This window comes from Streptomyces sp. NPDC007189 (assembly GCF_040703635.1).
Taxonomy (GTDB): domain Bacteria; phylum Actinomycetota; class Actinomycetes; order Streptomycetales; family Streptomycetaceae; genus Streptomyces.
Map to the genome: position 1 here is coordinate 86907 of NZ_JBEYEY010000020.1, position 15563 is coordinate 102469.

Below are 15563 nucleotides of genomic sequence, written 5' to 3' on the forward strand. Positions count from 1 at the left end.
TCAGTGGTTGTCGCCGGGCTCGTCCACCTCGGCCACCACGAGCCGGGGCCGACCGGAGACCGGCGCGGTGAACGCCGCTTCCAGCGCGGCGTGGTCCCGGCCGTCCACCCGCGCGGTCGACCAGCCCTCTACGGCGAAGCGGGTCTCCAGACCGCCCGGCCAGCCCTGCGTCGCCGACCCGTTGTCGATGACGACGGCGTGCAGGCGGTCGAGACCGGCCCGCGCCGCGTAGGCGATCGCCTCGTGGTTCGACCCCTCGTCGAGTTCGCCGTCGCCGAGCAGCACCCAGATCCGCGGCTCGAGGATGCCCCGCGCGCGCAGCCCCAGGGCCGTACCGACCGCCAGCGGCAGCCCGTGCCCGAGCGAACCGCTGGAGATCTCCACGCCCGGAACGAGCAGCCGGTCGGGGTGATGCCCCAGCGGGGACCGGAAGGCGCCGAACCGCTCGAACTCCGCCGGGTCCAGGAACCCCTTCGCGGCGAGGACCGCGTAGTACGCCATCGGGCCGTGTCCTTTGGACAGATAGAACCGGTCGCGGTCCTCGGCCATGTCCGGGGTCACCCGCAGCACGCGGTCGTACAGCACCCACAGCACATCGAGCGTCGAGGTCGCCGCCTTGGCGTGCTTCTCGTCACCGGTCATGCGCGCCATCAGGTCGCGCAGGTCCTCGTAGCCGGCCTTGGTCTGCGTCATGGGTCAGGGCTCCCACCTCAGAAGATCCTTGCTCAGGAAGTCCGTGCTCGGCCGGGTCCCGCCTTCAGGAGGACCCGGAGAGCTGTTTCACCGCGGGGGCCGGCGCGCCGGCCCCCGCCCCGGCCGTACCGCGCTCCGCCGCGGCCGCCAGCGGCACGATCAGCAGGCCGGCCGCCAGCACCGCCACCGCGACCGCCGCCCAGCCCCACGCCCCCCAGGAGAGCGCGGCCGCCGAGACGATGCCGGGCCCGAGCACGCCCTGCGCCACCATGTGCAGCTGGAACGTGCCCAGGTACTCGCCCTGCGCGTGGTCCGGTGCGAGCCCGTGCGACAGGCCCCACCCCGACGCCGACTGCTGCAGCTCGGCCATCGTGAACAGCAGCACCGACACGCCCAGGACGACGGACGCCGTCAGGGCGTCGCCGTACGCGGCGGTGGCGGCCACAGCACAGGCGGCGGCCAGCCACGCACCCGACCGCCGGGCCAGCCGCGCCGCGCCCCGCACCGTCTCCGCGCCCTTGCTGGCCGAGACCTGGAACAGCACGACGACGACGGTGTTGGCGACGAGCAGCAGCGGAACGAGGGCGTGCGGGGCGTCCGTACGCGACACCGCCCACAGCGGCAGGACGACCAGCATGACGGACGCGTGCAGCGCCAGGGGCGCGGACAGTGCCGTCAGGGCGACGAAACGTACGTCGCGCAGGGCGCCGAACCGGCGTGCCGTGCCGGCGGCCGGGGCGGCGGTGGCGATGGTGCGGGGCAGCCGCAGGATCAGCAGCACGGCACCGAGCAGCAGCGCGGCGCTGAGCCAGGGCAACGCCCTGACGAGGGCGCCGCCGCCGGCGAGCGCCAGCGCCGTGATCCCGCTGCCGGCGCTGAACCCGATGTTGAACATGGTGCGCAGCATCGCCCGGGTCTGCACGCGTTCCGCGGGTTCGATCAGTGAGCCGACGAAGGCGCCGAACGTCGGCCCGACACCGTACTCGACGAATCCCACCGCGACGATCAACACGTAGAACAGCCCCGCGGAACGCACGGCGGGGTACAGCGCGAACCCGGCGGCCTGCAGCGCGAACAGCGCGACGAGCATCCGCCTGGCCCCGAGCCGGTCGGCGGCCGCACCGCACAGGAAGGAGGCCGCGAACCCCGACAGAGCCGCGGCCGACGTGCCCAGCCCCACCTGCGTCGGCGACAGCCCGGACACGGTGGTGAAGTAGACGACGCTGCCGCTGAGAAAGACCCCGCGGCCCACCGCGTAGGCGAGATTGACCCACGACAGGAGCCGTTCACGGCCGGGCCGTGGGACCACCGCGGCGGCCACGCGCTGTAGGGATGGCATCGCTCGTTACGCTCCTCACGGCTCGCCGTGCGCCTGCGACTCAGATGTGGTGGAGACGCTATGAGCGCGTGCAACAGCCGCGGTCGAGGTCCGCTGGAGCAGCGACCGAGGCTTGTACGGCGCCGCGCACCGGGCCCCTAGGCTGCCTCGCCATGAGACACCGCACGCTGGGCAGGAGCGGCCTGCAGATCAGTGAGATCGCCTACGGCAGCTGGATCAGCACCACCGAGGACTCGGCGGAGGCGGTCGCCCGTGAGGCGCTCGAGCAGGGGATCACGACGTTCGACACCGCTGACGCGTACGCGGGAACGCTGGCGGAAACCGTGCTCGGCCGGGTGCTGTCCGGCGCCCGCAGGGAGTCGGTGGTGATCAGCACCAAGGTGTGCGCCCCCGTCGGGCCGGGCCCCAACGACCGGGGGCTGTCCCGCAAGCACATCATGGAGTCGGCCGCCGGGTCGCTGCGCCGGCTGCGCACCGACCACATCGACATCTACCAGGCGCACCGCTACGACCCGCGCACCCCGCTCGAGGAGACCCTCCGGGCCTTCGACGACCTGGTCCGGCAGGGCAAGGTGCTCTACATCGGCGTCTCGGAGTGGACCGCCGGCCAGATCGCCGCCGCACTGAAGATCGCCGGTGAGATGGGCTTCGACCGGATCATCTCCAACCAGCCGCAGTACAACATGCTGTGGCGGGTCATCGAGGCCGAGGTGCTTCCGCTGTGCGCGCGCGAGGGAATCGGCCAGATCGTGTGGTCGCCGCTGGCGCAGGGACTGCTGACCGGCAAGTACCGCTCCGGTGCGCCGCTGCCGCCCGGCTCACGGGCCGGCGGACCGGCACGCTCCCAGTTCTCGGTCGGCGCGCTCACCGCAAACGTCCTCGACCGGGTGTCCCGACTCGGCAAGATCGCAGCCGAGTTGGACGTCACGATGCCGCAGCTGGCGCTCGCCTGGGTGCTGCACAACCCGCAGGTGTCGAGCGCTGTCGTGGGCGCCACCGCCCCGGGGCAGATCGCCGAGACCGCCGCGGCGTCCGGTGTCGAGCTCGACGACGACGTGCTGGCCCGCATCGACGACATCCTCGAGCCGATCGTCGAACGCGACCCCGCCAAGACCCCGGCGCACCCCACGGACTACGGCAGACAAGGCCAGCACGCCGCGTAAGGAGCCCGCTTCCGTGTCACCCACACCCCCCTCCGCCGCGGCCACCACCTCGGTACGGCTGATCGAGGTGGCCGACGCCCCGGCGCTCGCGGCCCACCTGGAGCGCGACGCCGAGGACTTCGCGCGCTGGCAGCCGGCCAGGCCGCAGGGGTTCCACACCGCGGAACACCAGGCCGCCCGCATCGAGCAGCTCCTCGCCACCCATCGCAGCGGCGGCGGCTGGCCGGGTGTCATCGTCGCGGGCGGCGCCGTCGTCGGTCAGGTGACGGTGAGCACCATCCTGCGCGGACCGCTGCAGAAGGGCTTCCTCAGCTACTGGGTGGCGACCGCGGCCCAGGGCCACGGGCACGCCGGCCGCGCGGTGGCCCAGGTGCTGCGCGTGATGAAGGAGGAGCTGGGCCTGCACCGCGCGGAGGCGCACACCCAGCTGGAGAACCTCGCCTCCCACGCCGTACTGCGCCGCAACGGCTTCACGCCCTGGGGCGTCGCCCACGCCCACCTCCACATCGGCGGGGCCTGGCGCGACGAGATCTTCTGGGAACGGAACCTGACCGGCGGCGCGCCACCGCGGTGACCGATGGCGGCCCCGGGACCACGCGGCCCCGGGACCCGCCCGTCACGCAGCCACTGGCTCGTCCGCGCCCAGCGCGGCCCGCACCGCCTGAAGGCCGTCGAGGCGCTTGCGGTCCCAGCCGTCGCGCCGCTCGTCCGCCAGCTCCGGCCCGAGGACCTCCACCGCGTCCGCGGGCAGCTCCTGCCGCCACCGCCGCAGCAGCACGGAGGGGCGCCGGTCGCGGAAGTGCAGCCCCTTGGCCACCCGCAGCGCCGCCCCCGCCGCGGCGGGCGACAGCAGCCCCGCACCCCGCTTCTGCGCCAGCAGCCAGCGCACGTTCACCAGAGGGATCGTCACCGGCGTGAAGTCCTCGGGGTCGTACAGGAGCGCCACGTCGCCGTCGGAGTCGACGGCCCCCGACAGGTACTGCTCGAACACCCAGCCGCTGCCCCTCATGCCGAGCGTGCGGCATTCCACGGCCCGCAGGGCGCCCATGGAGGAGGCGCCGGTGAGCGGCTGCCCGGCGGCCAGCACCGCGCGCACCTCGGCGATGCTGACGGCCAGCCGCTGCCCGAACTCCCCGTCCAGCATGAGGACTTCCGTCGCGGCGGCGGAATCGGCCAGGTCCAGCAGATCGAGCCTGCGCACCGGCGGGCGCAGCTGGAGACGGCGGCCGAGCCGGGCGGCGAGGTCGCGCAGCGCCGGCAGGTCCGTCGCACGCAGGGACGGGCCGGTGAAGACGACGAGATCGGTGGTCGTGTCGGTCATCGCAGGGGCCTCGCCATCCCCGCGGCCTCCATCGCGCGGCGCAGCCGCGTACCGAGCCGCGCGTTGTCGTGGTGGTACACCTCCAGCCCGGGCACGATGACCTGGGTCACGGAGAACGGGAAGTCGTCCGGGGCGAGTTCGGCGGCGAACACCAGCGACAGACCCGCCTTGTCGAGCCCGTCGAGCACGCGCTCCAGGTCGCCCCGTGTGGTGCCGGTACTGGTGTTGGGCAGCTCCCCGAAGTCGATCTCCGCGCGCTCGGCGCTCCAGGCGTGCAGCATCTCCCGCATGGCCTCGTACGACGCGTGCCGCCGGTAGGCCTGGCTGTTGAGGTCCTCCCGGGCCCCGTTGATGACCGCGAGCCGGGACTGGGCCGCCTCCGTCAGGGCGCGGGTGACCGACACGAGCGGGTCGAGGTGGGCGCCGCCGCCCCCGTTGATCAGCATGCCGTCCTCGGCGTGCGTGTCGTCGGTGGTGGCGAACATGGCGGGCACCCCGATCTCGTTGACGTAGCTGAAGACCTGGACGTTGACGCCCTTGCTCTGGAACCGCTCCACCAGCGCGGCCGGGCCCTCGGGCAGCGAGTCGAGGCGGACGCGGTGACCGCGCCTGAGCGTCTCGCCGAACGCCGTGCAGTCCTGCTCGATGGCCTCGAGCAGCCCGTGCAGCAGCGCTTCCTGCGGGCTGTTGCCGACCGCGAGACCGATCACGTTCGAGCTGGCCATCTTGCACTCGTGGGGGTAGGGAGTGAACACCGCGAGGGCCGGAACCCACACCTCGGTGTCGCTGAACAGCTCCCGCACCGGCCACCAGTGGATGAGCGCGTCCTCGGTCCAGGTGTGCCCCCGCCGCAGGATCAGCCGCCTGGGGTCGAGCACCGGCACGCCCCGCCGGCGCAGTTCGGCGTACGAGGCGAGCGGCGGCGCCGGGTCGGTCGGCGGCTCGCACCAGGTCCGCTCGATCGCCTCCATCATGGCGGACACCCGCGCGGCCCGCGGGGTCGCCCCCTTGCCGCTGGTCACCGTGTTCAGGCCGGGGGCCGCCGCCGGGCGCATGCTGTGGAACACCGGGATGCCGAGGACGTCGAGATCGGTGACGTCGGCGATCCGTGTGATGCCGCAGCGCTCCAGGGACGTCTGCGCCAGCGCCTCGGTCTCCTCCAGGGTGCGGGTGCGCAGCGAGGTGCCGCAGGCCGTCATCGGATTCTCGGACTCGTGCGGGAACCAGTGCCGGCGGCCGGCGCCGGCCGGCGATTTCAGCACGGCTGTGGTCATCGTGAACGGGATCCCTTCACCAGGGACGGGCTGCCCAGGGCGGCATGACACGCCTCCAGGACCCATCGGAACCAGGCCGCCGCATTGGCGGGTTTGCGAATGCTGTGTCCCTCGTCGGGCAGGAGCATCAGCTCCACGTCGACACCCCGGCCGTCCAGGGACCGGTACATCGCGCGGGACTCGCCGGCCGGGACATGCGTGTCCAGGCACCCGTGGGACAGCAGCACCCGGGTGGCGGACCCGATCGCCTCGAGCGGCAGGCTCTCTCGGCGGTAGGCGGCTGCCTCGTCCACGGCGCCGTACTCCCGCAGCCAGTGCCAGTGCAGATCGCACACCCGCGCGACCGCGGCGAAGTCGGCCCAGCCCGCATGGCTGACGGCAAGGCGGACCGAGGGCAGCAGCGTGGCGAGGGCCAGCGACAGGTAGCCGCCGAAGCTGCCCCCCATGACGGCGACCCGGCCCGCGTCGAGCAGGGGGTGCGCCAGCGCGTGCTCCACCTGGGCCGCCGCGACGGCGGCGACCTCGGAGGTCCAGCGGCCCCAGCCGCGTTCCACGGCCTGCTGCCCGTATCCGGTGGACAGCGGGGGATCCGGCATGAGTACGGCGTAGCCCTCGGCCACGAACGGCCACGGATTCCACCGCCACGACCAGTCCGTCCAGCTGAGCAACGGCCCGCCGTGGCACCAGACGAGCACCGGAAGCGGCTGCCCGGGGTCGGCGGCGGGCAGGCACAACCAGCTGTGCCACGTCGATCTGTCCGGCGCCCGGTAGTTCCCTCGCTCCATGCGCCCCGCCGGGGTGGCGGCGGCGGCCGGAGCGGCCACCAGGGCCGGCCCGGACGGCCGCGTCCCGGCGGCGGACCCGGCGGCGGCCGCATCCGCCCGAAGGGACACCACCTCGGGAGGCAGGTCGATCCGGGAGCGCACCACCAGCAGTTCGCCGCTCGACACGGTCACCGCCTGCACGGAGCCCCCGGCCTCGACCCGCTCGACCGCGCCGTCGCCGGTCCGCAGCCGCCACAGGTGCCGCCGGCCCTCCTCTTCGCCGGTGCACAGCAGCGTGTCCGCCCCGCACCAGGCGCGAGGCCGCAGCCAGTTGGCGTGCCGGCGCGCGGCGCGGACGACCGCGGAGCCGTCGGAGGCGACCAGCACCGCTTCCTGCCGCGGGCCGAGCCCGGGGCGCGCGATCCGCTCCGCCGTACACGCGAACCAGGAGCCGTCGGGAGCCGCGACCGGCTCCGAGAGATCGTCGTCGTCCGCCCATACCGCACGCGCGCCCGCGGGATCCGACAGGGCGAACACCAGCAGCCCATGGCGCCGGTGCCCACCACGCAGGAAACGCGCCACCCCCGCGGCGCACCGCAGGCCGTCGGGCGTCAGCGCCAGTTCCCCGGTCAGCCGCACATCCTCCGCGAGCGGCAGCTCGATCAGCTCGCCGGCCCCCGGGCCCTGCGCGCCGTCGGACAGGCCGACGCGCAGCACCCGCAGCACCTCGCCCGGCGTGTGGTACTGCGACTGCGGCCACAGATCACCGCGCACCAGCGTGACCGTGTCCCGGTCCGGTGGATCGGCGGCGCGCAGCCGCTGGTCCTCGGCCAGGGACGTCGCCCCGGCCCTGACCCAGACGGCCGCGACGGCCGTCGCCCCTGCCGCGGCGTACGAGACGACACCGCGCGGCGCGCCCAGGACGAGTTGCGGCTCGCGTGGTGTCTGCGGCCGGTGCCGCCACAGGGAGCGGCCGCCGTGGCCGCACGCCGCCGCGTCGCCGGACCTGCGGTCGGACAGGAACAGATAGCCGCCGCCCTCGGTGACCGTCACCGATGACGCCGCGGCGTGAGCGTGCTCCATGACCGGGTCACCGCCGGGCCCGTGCGCATAGCCGAGGACGAACGGCACGAGGTCCCGGCGGCCGGGCCGCCGCAGCTCCGCCTCGATCAGCAGACCGGAGCCGAGACGGTGAGCCACCTGAACCCGTGGGTGCGCCAGCAGCGTCGTGAGGGCCGCCGCCCCCGGGCCCTGGTTCTGCGACACCCCCGTCATGCTCTCAGGCCTGTCCGGCGCGCTGCTGTATCCCGACCGCCGTCGCCACCAGGTCGTCGATGTCCTGCCCGGCGAGATGGGCGGTCAGTTCACGGCGCAGCCAGCCGACCTTCTCGTCCAGGGACATGTAGTGGTGCCTGCCCGCGATCGCCTCCGCCGGTGCGCTCCTCAAGAACCCGGCCAGCGCGACCTCGGCCAGGTCGCGGGGGCTGGGCTGTTGCACGCTCAAGGTGGCGTACAGGGCGCTGCCCTCGTGCGCGACCACGGTGTGCTCGTGCCCCGGCGGGATGTACAGGACGTCTCCCGGGGTCAGCGCCGTCCGCGTACGGCGGCCTTCCTCACCGGCGCTCCACCGGGTCTCGCCCTCGAGCTGCAGCACGAACAGATGGGCCGCCTCGGTACCGACCCGCGTCCCGTCCTCGGCGTCGTCCCGGGCCGGCGGCGGGCTGAGAAACACGGAGGACCGTACGTCGGCCCGCAACTCCTCGCGCAGCGCGCCGACGAGGTCCTTCAGACCGGCATGCCAGTGATCGGGCTGACGCAGGGCGACCGTGTAGCCCGCGGCGAACCACTTCCGCACGCCCGCGGCGTTCGCGTACCGCGCCCTCGGCTTCTGCTGCACCTTGCGGGTCACGGTGATGTCCGCGGCCGGCGCGCTCACCCCGTCACGGGTGACGCCGAAGTACGGGGTGACGAGCAGCCCGTAGTCGAACGCGTCCCAGATCTGGGCGGCGGAGAGCAGTGCGGGGACGGCGGCGGACCGGAACGTGGCGGCACGCACCCCCCAGGCATCGGCGAGGAAGGCGTCGGCGTCGCCGACGAGTTCGGTCAGTCGCTGCGCACTCTTCGTGGTGGTCATGGATTCACGCCGTCCTGTCCCTCATCGCGGCCACTGCCGTGTCGACGAGGAGTTGTGCGTCCACGGAGTTCACATGGTCGAGCAGGGCCTTGGTCACCGCGTCCGCCGTCTCCTCGAGCGTCGCGCGCGGATCGCCTTCCCGTACGCGGTCGCAGTCCTGGGCGAAGAGGGTCATCAGGGACTCGACGAGGTCCCGCGGAGTGGGTTCGGTGATGGTGAACGTCACGTGCAGCGAGGTCCCTTCGCGGGCCGTCGCCACGTGCGGCATGCCGTGCGGCAGGTACAGCACGTCGCCCGGCTCCATGACGAAGGAGTGCGCGTGGCTGTCCACGTCCACATCGAGACCGGAGCGGGAGTCGATCTCCCGGGGCTCGTCGTAGATCCGCCATTCCTTGGCGCCGGCGACCTGGACCGCGAGGACGTGGGACCCGTCGCGGTGGGGCAGCATGCCCGTGTTGTCACGCGGCGTGTAGAACACGTACGTCTTGAGCTCGGCGGGCAGGCGAGCCTCGATCTCCCGCATCAGCGTGCCCAGCGGACGGTGCCAGTCCTCGAGCTGGTTCATCTTCATGGTCGCGCCGGCCGCGAGCAGCGAGCGCACCTTCGCCGCGTCGGCGAAGCCCGGTACCGGGCTCCCGGCCACATTCCGCGTCTTGGTGAAGGCGAGGATCTCCGGCTGCTGCCCCTCTTTCAGGAGGGTGAAGTACGGCCAGCGCAGCAGCCCCGTGTCGAGCATGTCCTGGATATCGGACTCATGAATCAAGCCGTCCACCGGACATGCCTGCTTGAACAATCCGTGTTTCTTGTTCCAGTACGTGCCCAGCAAGTCTTTTTCGTCTATGAGACGAGTGAGCGGATGTTCAGTACCCACGGAGGATCCTTCATGGCGTCTGGTTCCGAACGGTCCCGGGAGCGACGCGCCGCCGCCCCCGGGATCCCTGTTGAAGCAGCCGGTCAGGCCTCGTTGATCTCGGAGATCAGCATCGGGCGCGACTGGTTGGAGAGCTCCTCGACCTCGGCGTCGGCGGCCTGGAGCAGAGCCTCGTCGTCGGTGGCCTTGAGCTTGTCGTTGAGGGACATTCCCTTACCCCTTTGCGAATTCATTGATGATTCCTGCGGTCGACAGGTGTCGGTTACATTAATTATCCGGAAGGGGTCGGTCAAGACTTTTCCGGGCCGCTCCAATGGCGCTCGAGCAAGAGGCCAGTAATTTTCCGAGCCCGGTTGTCCGTATGGAAAAAAGGGCATGCCGAATTCAGGGCACGGCCTTTTCTGGGCGGCCTGATTTTTTCGAGCACGGAAACGTTTCCTGGAGAGAAACGCACAAGAGGTGCCGGCCGGGCGGCTCAGCCGACGGGACTCACCCCGGACGCCGGCTCCTGCTCGCCGCTGTCGAACGCACGTTCAGTGATCCGCGGGCCATCGGTCGGCTTCCTTCCGGCAGGCTGAGGCGAACGAGACACAACCGCTCCGCGCACCGTGCCACGCCCTGCTAGAGCGCCCGTGGAGAGCCGGTCAGCGGGCCTGTCCGGTCCGCCCTTCGCCACCCCGCTCGTCCGGGCCGTGCCTCGCGCCGCTCGGTCCTGCTGCCTTGCCCTCGCGCTTCCCCTCGCCTGCGTCCGCTTCGGCGGCCGGCTCAGCCGGTGGCGGTCGGTGCGGTCGTGGATCCGTCGTCCGGATGCGGTTCGGCGGAGTGGTCCGGGGTTGTTCCGGTCCTGGTGTAGAGGACGTCGCGGCCCTGTTCGGCGGCGCGGATGAGCGCTTCGCTGACGAAGTCGAGGAAGCGGGCGGCGTTCTCGAGGCGGGCGGCGGCCGGGGTGCCGCGGCCGAGGATGGTGACGCCTTGGCGCGCGGTCTCGATGAACTGGTCGTTGGCCCGGGCGCTGCGGATCATCGACTGGTACCACAGGTCGTCGTCGACGACATAGCGCTCGCGGCGGCGCTCGTCGCGCTGGCGGCGGACGAGGTCCAGGCTCTCGAGGAAGGTGATCGCTTTCGAGATGGACGCCGGGCTCACCTGGAGGCGCTCGGCGAGTTCGGCGGCGGTGAGGCTGCCGGTGTCGGTGGTGTAGAGGCAGCCCAGCACCCGGGCCATCATCTTGGGCAGGCCGGAGGTCATGAAGACGGTGGTGAGGGTCTCCTGGTACTCGCGCACGGCCTCGGCGTCGCGTCCGTACGGCTGCGGCAGCGCCTGCGGTCCCCGGGGCGCGGCCTGTTTGCGCCGGTGCGTGCGGTGCTGGGTGGCGCGGTGGGCCAGGTCGGCGCGGTAGCCGGTGGGGCCGCCGTTGCGCATCACCTCACGCGTGATAGTGGAGGTCGGGCGGCCGAGTCGCCGCGCGATCTCGGCGTAGGGGAGGCTGTCGGCCAGCCCCAGCGCGATCTGCTGGCGTTCGGCCTGGGTGAGCCTGCCTCCCGGCATCGGTGCACTCCTTCACGCGCCACGGTGCTCTCTGGCGCCGCTCGGTGTTCCCTGACGCCTCCACCATAGCGTTCATCGTCACTGCGTTGCAACGACCGGCCTCACAATCGTTGCGTTAAACGAGACATCGTTGCAATGATTGATAGGTCGTGACCTCGGATAATGCTGTCTCTCAGCAAAACCATCGTTGCGTGAACTTGGAAAGCAACGTAGCGTTTCCGGTGTTGGGAAACAGTGAGCCGTCAGCGCAAGGGAGAGTACGATGCAGAACAAGTTCGACACCCCCGCCCCGATCTCCGCCGTCCTGGACATCCCCGCCGGACGCATCCGGTTCATCGCCGCCGACCGCGCCGACACCGTGGTCGAGGTGCTGCCCGCCGACCCCTCGAAGAAGCGCGACGTGCACAGCGCCGAGCGCGCGGAAGTCGCCTATGCCGACGGCGTCCTGCGGATCCGCACCTCCGAGTCGGGGAACCAGCTCTTCGGCTCCGGGTCCCTGGAGGTCACCGTGAAGCTGCCCGCCGGCTCCCGGGTCGAGGCCAGGACCGCCGGCTGCGAGCTCCACGGTGCCGGCCGCCTCGGCGACGTCGTCTTCGACGGCGCGTACCGCCAGATCAAGGTGGAGGAGGCCGCGAGCCTGCGCCTGACCGCGGTCGACGGCGACGTCGAGGTGGGCCGGCTGGGCGGCCCCGCCGAGATCAGCACCGCACGGGGCGACATCCGGATCACCGAGGCGGTACGCGGCAGGGTCGTGCTCCGCACCGAGTGCGGGAACATCACGGTCGGCGCCGCCGCCGGCGTCTCGGCCGCCCTGGACGCCGGGACCGGCCACGGCCGTATCAGCAACTCCCTCAAGAACGACGGCGCCGCCGAACTCGACATCCGCGCCACCACCCCCCACGGCGACATCAGTGCGCACAGTCTCTGAAGCCCTGAGGCGCGCCCCCGCCGTACCCGCCCGTCAGATCTTCCAGGAACGCAGCGCCTCGGCGACGGCATACACACTCAGCCGGGCGTCCCGCACCTTGCGCACGAGATCCGACAGGGCGCCGTACGGCGGGTCGATGCCCTCACCGGACTGGTCCATGTACTGGGCGGCCACGAAGGCGGCGAAGAGGCTGTTGCGGTGCGGGAGCGGCTCGAGACGCACGATCGTGTGCAGCAGCGCGGCCGCGCGCCACGCGGCGTCCGGATCGGCCGTCTCCAGCGTCGGCATCTTGGTCTTGTGCCGCGCCACGGCCGCCACCAGCGCCGAGTAGTCGGTCACCGTCACGTCCTCGTGCCCGAGGGCCGCCTCCTGGACGTCGAGCAGCCAGGACACGTCGATGTGCAGCACCATCAGGCGGCCGCGGCCCCGCCACCCCGGCGGGAGGGCGGCACCTCGTCCGGAAACGCGTCGTCGAACTCGCCGCGCAGCCGGTCGGCCCAGGCCACGGCACCGGCGACGAACCGTTTGCGGTGCATCTCCCGCACCCCGAGATCGTGCAGGTACTGCTTGAGGCTCTTGCCCTCCGCGGCAGCGGCGGCACGGACGCCTTCCATCTCCTCTTCGGAGAACGACACGTTCAGCGATGGCATACCCCGATGGTACCTACTTGGTACCAACCCCGCCAGGCCCGCCCTCAACTGCCGGACAGTCGATCGGCGGAGAGGGCAGGATTCGAACCTGCGTGGACCCTCGAAGGGATCCGACTTGGGGCTTGCGCCCTGGTCCCCGATCAGCCGCTCCGGGCACCTCTCCTCGCTCCCGGCCTCGCGGTCCTCCCGCGGCGCCGTTCACGTGATTCATGGTGCCCAAGTGGCCTGACACGGCTCTGATGCCGCACTGACCGGCGATTTTTCGATACCGGAACGGGCGGGCCACACCCCGGCTACGGTGACTCCGCATGACCCACACCGAGACGGAGATCACCGCGGAACTGGTCCGGGACCTGTTGCGCGACCAGCACCCCGACCTGGCCGCTCTCCCCGTGAGGCTCGGCGCCCGGGGCTGGGACAACCAGCTGTGGCGACTTGGCGACGACCTCGCCGTCCGGCTGCCCTGGGCGACGCCGTCCGCGGACGCGCTGCTGCGCAAGGAGCACGCGTGGCTTCCCGTACTCGCCCCGCGTCTTCCCCTGCCGGTCCCCGTCCCCCAGCGCCTCGGCGAGCCCTCCGAACGATTCCCGCGGCCCTGGATCGTCACCACCTGGGTGCGGGGCACACCCGCCGACCGCTCCCCCGCAACGCGCGCCACGGAGGCGGCCGACACCCTGGCCGGCTTCCTGACGTCCCTCCACCGGCCGGCCCCCGACGGCGCACCGGCAGGCCGCGACCGCGGAGACCCGCTGGCCGACTACGCCGAGGAATGCGCAAAGGCGCTGGCCTCGGCCACCGAACGGGGCCTGCTCCCCGACCCGGACGCCGTACGCCAGGTCTGGGAGGACGCCGTCACCGCACCCGACTGGACGGGCCCCGCGCTGTGGCTCCACGGCGACCTGCACCCGGCCAACGTCCTCACCGAGGACGGCACCTTCTGCGGCGTGATCGACTTCGGCGACCTCTTCGCGGGCGATCCGGCCTGCGACCTCGCCGCCGCGTGGCTCCTGCTGCCGGACGGGGCCGTCGACCGCTTCTACGACGCCTACCAGCCGGCACCAGACCTAGCGACCCGCCGCCGTGCCCGCGGCTGGGCGCTGCTGAAAGCCCTCGCCTGCCTCTTCATCGCAGACGCAGGCGTCCACGGCCGTCCGGGCGGCAAGCCCACCTGGGGCCCACCCGCCCAAGCGGCCCTGCGCCGCCTCACGGCATCGGCCGGTTCCCCGGCACCCAAGAAATGAAGCCGGACAGTCGATCGGCGGAGAGGGCAGGATTCGAACCTGCGTGGACCCTCGAAGGGATCCGACTTGGGGCGTGCGCCCCTGGTCCCCGATCAGCCGCTCCGGGCACCTCTCCTCGCTCCCGGCCTCGCGGTCCTCCCGCGGCGCCGTTCACGTGATTCATGGTGCCCGGGCGGCCTGACACGGCTCTGACACGCCGCTGACCGGCACTTTCGCACCGTACGGCGTGAGTGATCACCGGAGACGACAGGGACCGCGGTGGCGGGCACACTGGTGGCATGGCTATGCCCGGTCCGGCTCGTGCGCCGATCCGCCGGCTGCCTCCGCGGCCCCAGAGCGCCCGGGACGCCCGGCGGTTCGTCCGGGAGGCCCTGGACGGGGTGGCCCCGGACGTGGCGGACACCGCGCAGCTGCTGGTGAGCGAACTGGTGACCAACGCGGTGGTGCACGCGCACACCCAGGTGGAGGTGCGGGCCTGGGCCGTGGACGGGCGGGTGCACATCGAGGTCAGCGATCAGGAGCCGAGCCGTGTCCTGGTGCCCCGCACGAGCAGCACGGCGTACGCCAGTACGGGACGAGGGCTGGCCCTGGTGGAGGAGCTGGCCTCCAGCCACGGCGTCCAGGTCGGCGAGGACCACAAGACGGTCTGGTTCGAACTGTGGCCCGAGACCCCGGAGCCGCCGGTCTCGGACTGGGACATGCCTCCCGCGCACACGGCATCGACACCCGTCGAGCTGATCGATCTGCCCGGCGCGCTGCACAAGGCGGCCCAGATGCACCGCGAGGCGCTGCTGCGCGAATCCCTCCTGGCGGCCTCCGCGGGCGACCTTCCCTCGGTGCCGCTGGCCGACCTGGAGACCGCGCACGACACGAACCACCTGGTCAGGGCGAGGGTGACTGCGGCGGCCGAGCGTCACTCGCACGGGGACCTGCACACCGTGCGCATGGAGATCCCCGACGACGCCGAGGACGGCGTGCACACCCTGTGCCGCGTCCTCGACCTGGTCCAGGAGGCGGCGCGCCAGGGGCGGCTGCTGACCCGGCCGGCCCTGCCGCAGATCCACGCCCTCAACCGCTGGCTCCTCGGGCAGATCACCGCCCAGCTCACCGGCCGCCGGCCCACGGCCTGGACCGAGATGCCCCGCGAGCCCAGCACGACGCCCCCCGAGCTGGCCGCCTGGGATCCCAGCCGGCTCCAGGCGAGCGGCACCCCGACCATCGCCGCCGACGACGGTGACCGGATCATCGCCGCCAACGCCGCGGCGTCCGACCTGCTGGGCTGGCCACCGGGCGCACTCATCGGGCAGCGGATCACCAGGATCATCCCGGAAGACCTGCGGGAACGCCACGTCGCGTCCTTCACCTCCCTGCTGTTGACCGGGCATTCCCGCATCCTCGGCCGCCCGGTGTCCGTGCCGGCCCTGCGTCGTGACGGCAGCCTGGTCGAGATCGGCCTGTGCATCCAGACCCAGGAGGCCTCCGACGGCCGCAGCGTCTTCGTCGCCCGCCTCCTTCAGCCGAACCAGACCAAGACCGGCCACCCGGCCCGGTCGGCATGAGCCGGGTACGGCCGTCGCGGGGCGTCATGGTGGTGCACGACGTCCTCCCGCACGTGCCCCTGGCGCTCCATCAGGGCC

The 15563-nt window shown here is 72.3% G+C and carries 16 protein-coding genes and 2 tRNA genes; 5 read left to right on the forward strand and 13 right to left on the reverse strand.

Annotation, left to right across the window (positions count from 1 at the left end; all coding sequences use genetic code 11):
* Both AB0950_RS32870 and AB0950_RS32875 read right to left on the reverse strand, forming a co-directional pair.
* On the reverse strand, positions 1-693 hold the full coding sequence (locus tag AB0950_RS32870) for a transketolase (RefSeq protein WP_360160276.1): 693 nt from the start codon (positions 691-693) through the stop codon (positions 1-3).
* Positions 694-757: 64 nt separating this feature from the next.
* On the reverse strand, positions 758-2032 hold the full coding sequence (locus tag AB0950_RS32875) for an MFS transporter (RefSeq protein ID WP_366780060.1): 1275 nt from the start codon (positions 2030-2032) through the stop codon (positions 758-760).
* Positions 2033-2184: 152 nt separating this feature from the next.
* Between AB0950_RS32875 and AB0950_RS32880 the strand changes: the two genes are divergently transcribed.
* Positions 2185-3195, forward strand: coding sequence for an aldo/keto reductase family protein (locus AB0950_RS32880; protein ID WP_360575146.1), 1011 nt, complete (start codon positions 2185-2187; stop codon positions 3193-3195).
* Positions 3196-3208: 13 nt separating this feature from the next.
* Positions 3209-3769, forward strand: coding sequence for a GNAT family protein (locus AB0950_RS32885; RefSeq protein WP_366780061.1), 561 nt, complete (start codon positions 3209-3211; stop codon positions 3767-3769).
* 42 nt (positions 3770-3811) lie between these two features.
* On the opposite strand, the gene AB0950_RS32890 is transcribed toward AB0950_RS32885, so the two are convergent.
* From AB0950_RS32890 to AB0950_RS32920, 7 genes are all read right to left on the reverse strand, one after another.
* Entirely contained in the window at positions 3812-4516 is a 705-nt protein-coding gene (locus AB0950_RS32890) for a TfuA-like protein (protein ID WP_366780062.1), read from the reverse strand.
* Positions 4513-5790 (reverse strand): YcaO-like family protein, encoded by a 1278-nt coding sequence (locus tag AB0950_RS32895; RefSeq protein ID WP_360575149.1) that lies wholly within the window; start codon positions 5788-5790, stop codon positions 4513-4515. Before AB0950_RS32895 ends, AB0950_RS32890 begins: the two co-directional genes overlap by 4 nt.
* The gene (locus AB0950_RS32900; protein ID WP_366780063.1) at positions 5787-7820 is read right to left on the reverse strand and encodes a prolyl oligopeptidase family serine peptidase; all 2034 of its coding nucleotides are present in this window, start codon (positions 7818-7820) and stop codon (positions 5787-5789) included. The genes AB0950_RS32895 and AB0950_RS32900 overlap by 4 nt, the downstream gene beginning before the upstream one ends.
* A 13-nt stretch (positions 7821-7833) precedes the next feature.
* Positions 7834-8688, reverse strand: a complete 855-nt coding sequence (locus tag AB0950_RS32905) for a cupin domain-containing protein (RefSeq protein ID WP_366780064.1) — start codon at positions 8686-8688, stop codon at positions 7834-7836.
* 4 nt (positions 8689-8692) lie between these two features.
* A complete protein-coding gene (locus tag AB0950_RS32910) occupies positions 8693-9451 on the reverse strand; it encodes a cupin domain-containing protein (protein WP_360160284.1) in 759 nt (252 codons plus the stop codon).
* Positions 9452-9642: 191 nt separating this feature from the next.
* Complete coding sequence (locus tag AB0950_RS32915) at positions 9643-9768, reverse strand: hypothetical protein (RefSeq protein WP_279617438.1); 126 nt, start codon at positions 9766-9768, stop codon at positions 9643-9645.
* A gap of 556 nt (positions 9769-10324) precedes the next feature.
* Complete coding sequence (locus tag AB0950_RS32920) at positions 10325-11107, reverse strand: helix-turn-helix domain-containing protein (protein WP_360160285.1); 783 nt, start codon at positions 11105-11107, stop codon at positions 10325-10327.
* Positions 11108-11369: 262 nt separating this feature from the next.
* Between AB0950_RS32920 and AB0950_RS32925 the strand changes: the two genes are divergently transcribed.
* The gene (locus tag AB0950_RS32925; protein ID WP_360160286.1) at positions 11370-12035 is read left to right on the forward strand and encodes a DUF4097 family beta strand repeat-containing protein; all 666 of its coding nucleotides are present in this window, start codon (positions 11370-11372) and stop codon (positions 12033-12035) included.
* A gap of 33 nt (positions 12036-12068) precedes the next feature.
* Here the strand turns inward: AB0950_RS32925 and AB0950_RS32930 are convergent, their stop codons facing one another.
* From AB0950_RS32930 to AB0950_RS32940, 3 genes are all read right to left on the reverse strand, one after another.
* On the reverse strand, positions 12069-12446 hold the full coding sequence (locus AB0950_RS32930) for a toxin Doc (protein WP_330343166.1): 378 nt from the start codon (positions 12444-12446) through the stop codon (positions 12069-12071).
* Positions 12446-12685: a hypothetical protein gene (locus tag AB0950_RS32935; RefSeq protein ID WP_360575152.1), complete on the reverse strand. Its 240-nt coding sequence runs from the start codon at positions 12683-12685 to the stop codon at positions 12446-12448. The genes AB0950_RS32930 and AB0950_RS32935 overlap by 1 nt, the downstream gene beginning before the upstream one ends.
* Positions 12686-12752: 67 nt before the next feature.
* Positions 12753-12848: transfer RNA gene (locus AB0950_RS32940), tRNA-Leu, on the reverse strand.
* 145 nt (positions 12849-12993) lie between these two features.
* On the opposite strand from AB0950_RS32940, the gene AB0950_RS32945 reads away from it, so the two are divergent.
* On the forward strand, positions 12994-13926 hold the full coding sequence (locus AB0950_RS32945; protein WP_366780065.1) for an aminoglycoside phosphotransferase family protein: 933 nt from the start codon (positions 12994-12996) through the stop codon (positions 13924-13926).
* Between the two features lie 18 nt (positions 13927-13944).
* Here AB0950_RS32945 and AB0950_RS32950 read toward each other — a convergent pair.
* Positions 13945-14041 (reverse strand) — tRNA-OTHER (locus AB0950_RS32950).
* A 163-nt stretch (positions 14042-14204) separates the two neighbouring features.
* On the opposite strand from AB0950_RS32950, the gene AB0950_RS32955 reads away from it, so the two are divergent.
* A complete protein-coding gene (locus AB0950_RS32955; RefSeq protein WP_366780066.1) occupies positions 14205-15485 on the forward strand; it encodes an ATP-binding protein in 1281 nt (426 codons plus the stop codon).
* Positions 15486-15563: the final 78 nt, after the last annotated feature.